The following is a 3,888-nucleotide window of genomic DNA, read 5'->3' on the forward strand; positions in this document are numbered from 1 at the left end:
TCAACCACACGGTTCAGCACCACATCTTCAACACACTTGCGCAATTCGGCAGGAATATCGTCATAGACGCCAACCATACCGGCGTTGACAATACCCATGGTCATACCGGCCTGGATGGCGTGGTAAAGGAACACGGTATGGATGGCCTCACGTGCCGGTTCATTACCACGGAAGCTGAAACTCACATTAGACACACCACCGGAAATGCGGGCGTATGGCAGGTTTTGCTTGATCCAGCGCGTGGCTTCGATAAAGTCCACCGCGTAGTTGTTATGTTCTTCAATGCCGGTCGCAATCGCGAAAATATTCGGGTCGAAGATAATATCTTCCGGCGGGAAACCATGGCTGACCAGCAGATCGTAAGCACGTTTACAGATTTCAGTTTTGCGCGCGTAGGTATCGGCCTGTCCGGCTTCGTCAAACGCCATCACCACTACGGCAGCGCCATAACGCTGGCATAGTTTGGCCTGACGCAGGAACTCGGTTTCACCTTCTTTCATCGAGATCGAGTTGACGATGGCCTTGCCTTGCACGCATTTGAGGCCCGCCTCAATCACCGCCCATTTCGACGAGTCGATCATGATTGGCACACGGGCAATGTCAGGCTCGGAAGCGACCAGGTTGAGGAAATGCTTCATGGCCTTGACCGCATCCAGCATACCTTCATCCATGTTGATATCAATCACCTGTGCGCCATTCTCAACTTGCTGACGCGCCACGCTCAAGGCTTCTTCGTATTGCTCGTTGATGATCATGCGCGCAAACGCTTTGGAACCGGTGACGTTGGTACGCTCACCGACATTCACATACAGCGAGCTTTCATCAATGATAAATGGCTCCAGGCCGGACAGCTTGGTGCTTACCGGCAGCTCGGGCACCTGTCGCGGCGGGATGTCCTTGATGGCGCTATAAATCGCATTGATATGCGGTGGCGTGGTACCGCAGCAACCGCCGGCAATATTGATAAAGCCACTTTCGGCAAACTCCTTGACCAGGCTGGAAGTCACATCCGGTGTTTCGTCAAAACCGGTATCAGACATCGGGTTAGGCAGGCCTGCGTTAGGGTAAATACAGACAAAAGTATCCGCCACTTTGCTGAGCTCTTCAGCATATGGACGCATCAATGTCGCGCCTAAGGCGCAGTTCAGGCCGACAGTCAGCGGTTTGACGTGGCGCACAGAATGCCAGAAAGCGGTCACGGTCTGACCGGACAGGATACGGCCGGAAGCATCGGTGACTGTGCCGGAAATCATGATCGGCCAGGTTCTGCCCTGCTCCTCAAAGAAGGTTTCAATTGCAAACAATGCGGCTTTACAGTTGAGCGTATCGAATATGGTTTCCACCATCAGGATATCGGCGCCACCATCGACCAGGCCGCGGATTTGCTCCATGTATGAAACCACCAGCTGGTCAAAGCTGACGTTACGTGCTGCCGGGTCGTTCACGTCCGGCGAGATGGAAGCGGTTTTCGGTGTGGGCCCCAGGGCACCGGCGACAAAACGGCGTTTATCGGGTGTGCTGTATTTATCGCATGCCGCTTTGGCCAGCTTGGCCGCCTCGACGTTCATTTCATACACCAGCTGCGCCATGTGGTAATCATCCTGGGCGACACTGGTGGCACCAAATGTATTGGTTTCAATAATGTCAGCACCGGCGGCCAGGTACTTCTCGTGGATTTCCTGTATGACTTGCGGTTGGGTGAGCGTTAACAACTCATTATTGCCTTTGACAAACAGTTCGCGCTCACCGGCAGGGCCTTGAAAGTCCTTGAACCGCTCACCGCGGTAATCGGCCTCGGTCAACTTGTACTGCTGGATCATGGTGCCCATCGCCCCATCCAGGATCAGGATGCGTTTTGACAGGGCTTCACGTAGCCATTGTTCAGTAGCGGAGACCGGCAGTTGCGTCATGCGTATCAACTTGAAAATAAAAGCGACATTTTAACACAGCGGGTTTTAAGCTCCGTGCTAGAAATTGAAGCGAAAAGTCGTCATCAGCACATGGTTTTCACGGTCTGTTGTTCGCGTATTGATGAACTGGTTCAGGTAGCCGACATCGACATTGGAAAAGTCACTAAATTTCCAGTTGACGCCCAGGAACAGGCGGTTCTGGTCTATGCCCCGGCGCACGCCCCACTCGGTCTGGTTAAAGTTGATGAATAATTCGTCATACACCAGCCACTGTAGTTTCGGGTGCAGCGTGCTGGGTGTGGTAGCCCTGACCATCTGCCGCATGCGATGGCCGACATCCTGGAAATCTTCACGACGGCGCTGTTCAAAACGCGTACGACTGGTGAAAGTGATGTCCGCGACTTCATCAAACTGGTACTGGAACTGTTCCCACAGACGATTTTCACGGAAACTGGATTGGCCGTCAGGATGATTGATGACGGTGTCATAACCCAGCCAGACGCTGGACTTGGGGTTGAACTTGTAAAACACGGCCGGGCGCAAAATCAGCTGGTCAAAGTCCCGCCCTTCTTCACGCCAGCGCGGATGCGTATCCATGCTCCAGTAAAAATTCTCTACTGGTAACTTGCCCTGGGTATACAGGCTTAACCAGTAACGGCCATCTTCTTCAGTCTCGGCGAATGCGCCAGATGCTGTCACGAGCAAGCACAGGATGAAAAAAACACGGCTCAAAAAAATATGGTCGAATCGGGAAAATGACATTAACATCGCGGCATTCTATTGGTGTAAATTCAGGATGGCATCATCGGCTGCATTTAACGCCAACTATGTAAGGGGATTGCATGATATCAGGTTTGGTTCAACTCTTTTTGTGGCAGGGCCTGGGCGAATTGCTCAGTAAATTCTTCCTGCCCAGTATTCCGGGGCCTGTGCTCGGCCTGCTATTACTACTGGCATTTTTATGTTTCAGGGGGCAGGTAGATACGGATCTGGCCACTGTGGCAGACGCTTTCCGCCAGCATCTGGGATTGCTGTTTGTGCCAGCTTCGGTAGGCGTTTTATTATTCCTGCCCGAATTACAGACGCATGCTCTGGCAGTCAGCACAGCCTTGCTCGTCAGCGTGATCCTGACCATTGCGGTAACGGCCATTGTTTTGAAAGTATTCTGGTATTTTTCACTGAAACGCAACAAGATCAATGCCATACATAAAGTCAATGCAATACATAGGGAGCAGCATCATGACTAAGCGCATCCCGATTGCCGAAATCTGGGTTTACCTTTCCGGCGACCCTTTATTCGCGCTCATCATTACGCTGGCGACTTACCAGTTAGGCTACCTGTTATATGTGCGTGCCAAACGCCATCCCTTAGTCAATCCGGTGGCGATTGCCGTGATCCTGACCTGCCTGATCATTGATGCGCTGGATATGCCTTATGAGAAGTACTTTGAAGGCGCGCAGTTTGTGCACTTTCTGCTAGGCACAGCGACGGTGGCTTTAGCAGTGCCTATTTATTATGGGTTCAAACGGATGCAAGGCAAAATCTTCCATATCTGGGTCGCGCTGACGGCAGGCAGCACCGTCTCGATTGTGAGTGCGGTGGCAATCACCAAACTGATGGGGGCTTCAGATAATATTATCGGCAGCATGTATGCCAAATCAGTGACCGCGCCGATTGCGATGGGTATTGCAGAACGCCTGAGCGTGTCGCCCACCCTCACCGCTGTGTTTACCGTGATCACCGGTATGCTGGGCGCGATCCTGGCGCCTTATATCCTCAACGGCATCAAAGTACATCAATGGTGGATACGTGGCACCGCTATCGGTGTGGGAGCACACGGGCTGGGCATTACGCGGGCATTTAGCGTGAATGAAGAAGCAGGGATTTATGCCAGCATGGCGATGGGATTGAATGGGGTGATCAGTGCGATTGGATTGCCTATTGTGTTGACGTATTTACGACCATATTTGGGGTTTT

Annotated in this window: 4 protein-coding genes; 2 read left to right on the forward strand and 2 right to left on the reverse strand. The window is 52.3% G+C overall.

What is annotated here, in order from left to right; genetic code table 11:
• Positions 1 to 1,910, reverse strand: a 1,910-nt coding sequence (locus VK958_RS13595) for a homocysteine S-methyltransferase family protein (protein ID WP_325242245.1), incomplete at its 3' end; no start/stop codon positions are given.
• 57 nt (positions 1,911 to 1,967) lie between these two features.
• Entirely contained in the window at positions 1,968 to 2,609 is a 642-nt protein-coding gene (locus VK958_RS13600) for a DUF2490 domain-containing protein (protein WP_325242247.1), read from the reverse strand.
• 143 nt (positions 2,610 to 2,752) lie between these two features.
• Here VK958_RS13600 and VK958_RS13605 point away from each other — a divergent pair, with 143 nt between their 5' ends.
• Positions 2,753 to 3,157 carry a CidA/LrgA family protein gene (locus VK958_RS13605; RefSeq protein ID WP_325242249.1) on the forward strand — a complete coding sequence of 135 codons (405 nt, stop codon included), beginning with the start codon at positions 2,753 to 2,755 and terminating at the stop codon, positions 3,155 to 3,157.
• The coding region (locus tag VK958_RS13610) for an LrgB family protein (protein WP_325242251.1) at positions 3,150 to 3,888 on the forward strand (739 nt) is incomplete at its 3' end. The genes VK958_RS13605 and VK958_RS13610, both read left to right, overlap by 8 nt.

It is taken from the genome of Methylophilus sp. (genome assembly GCF_035460085.1).
Taxonomy (GTDB): Bacteria; Pseudomonadota; Gammaproteobacteria; order Burkholderiales; family Methylophilaceae; genus Methylophilus.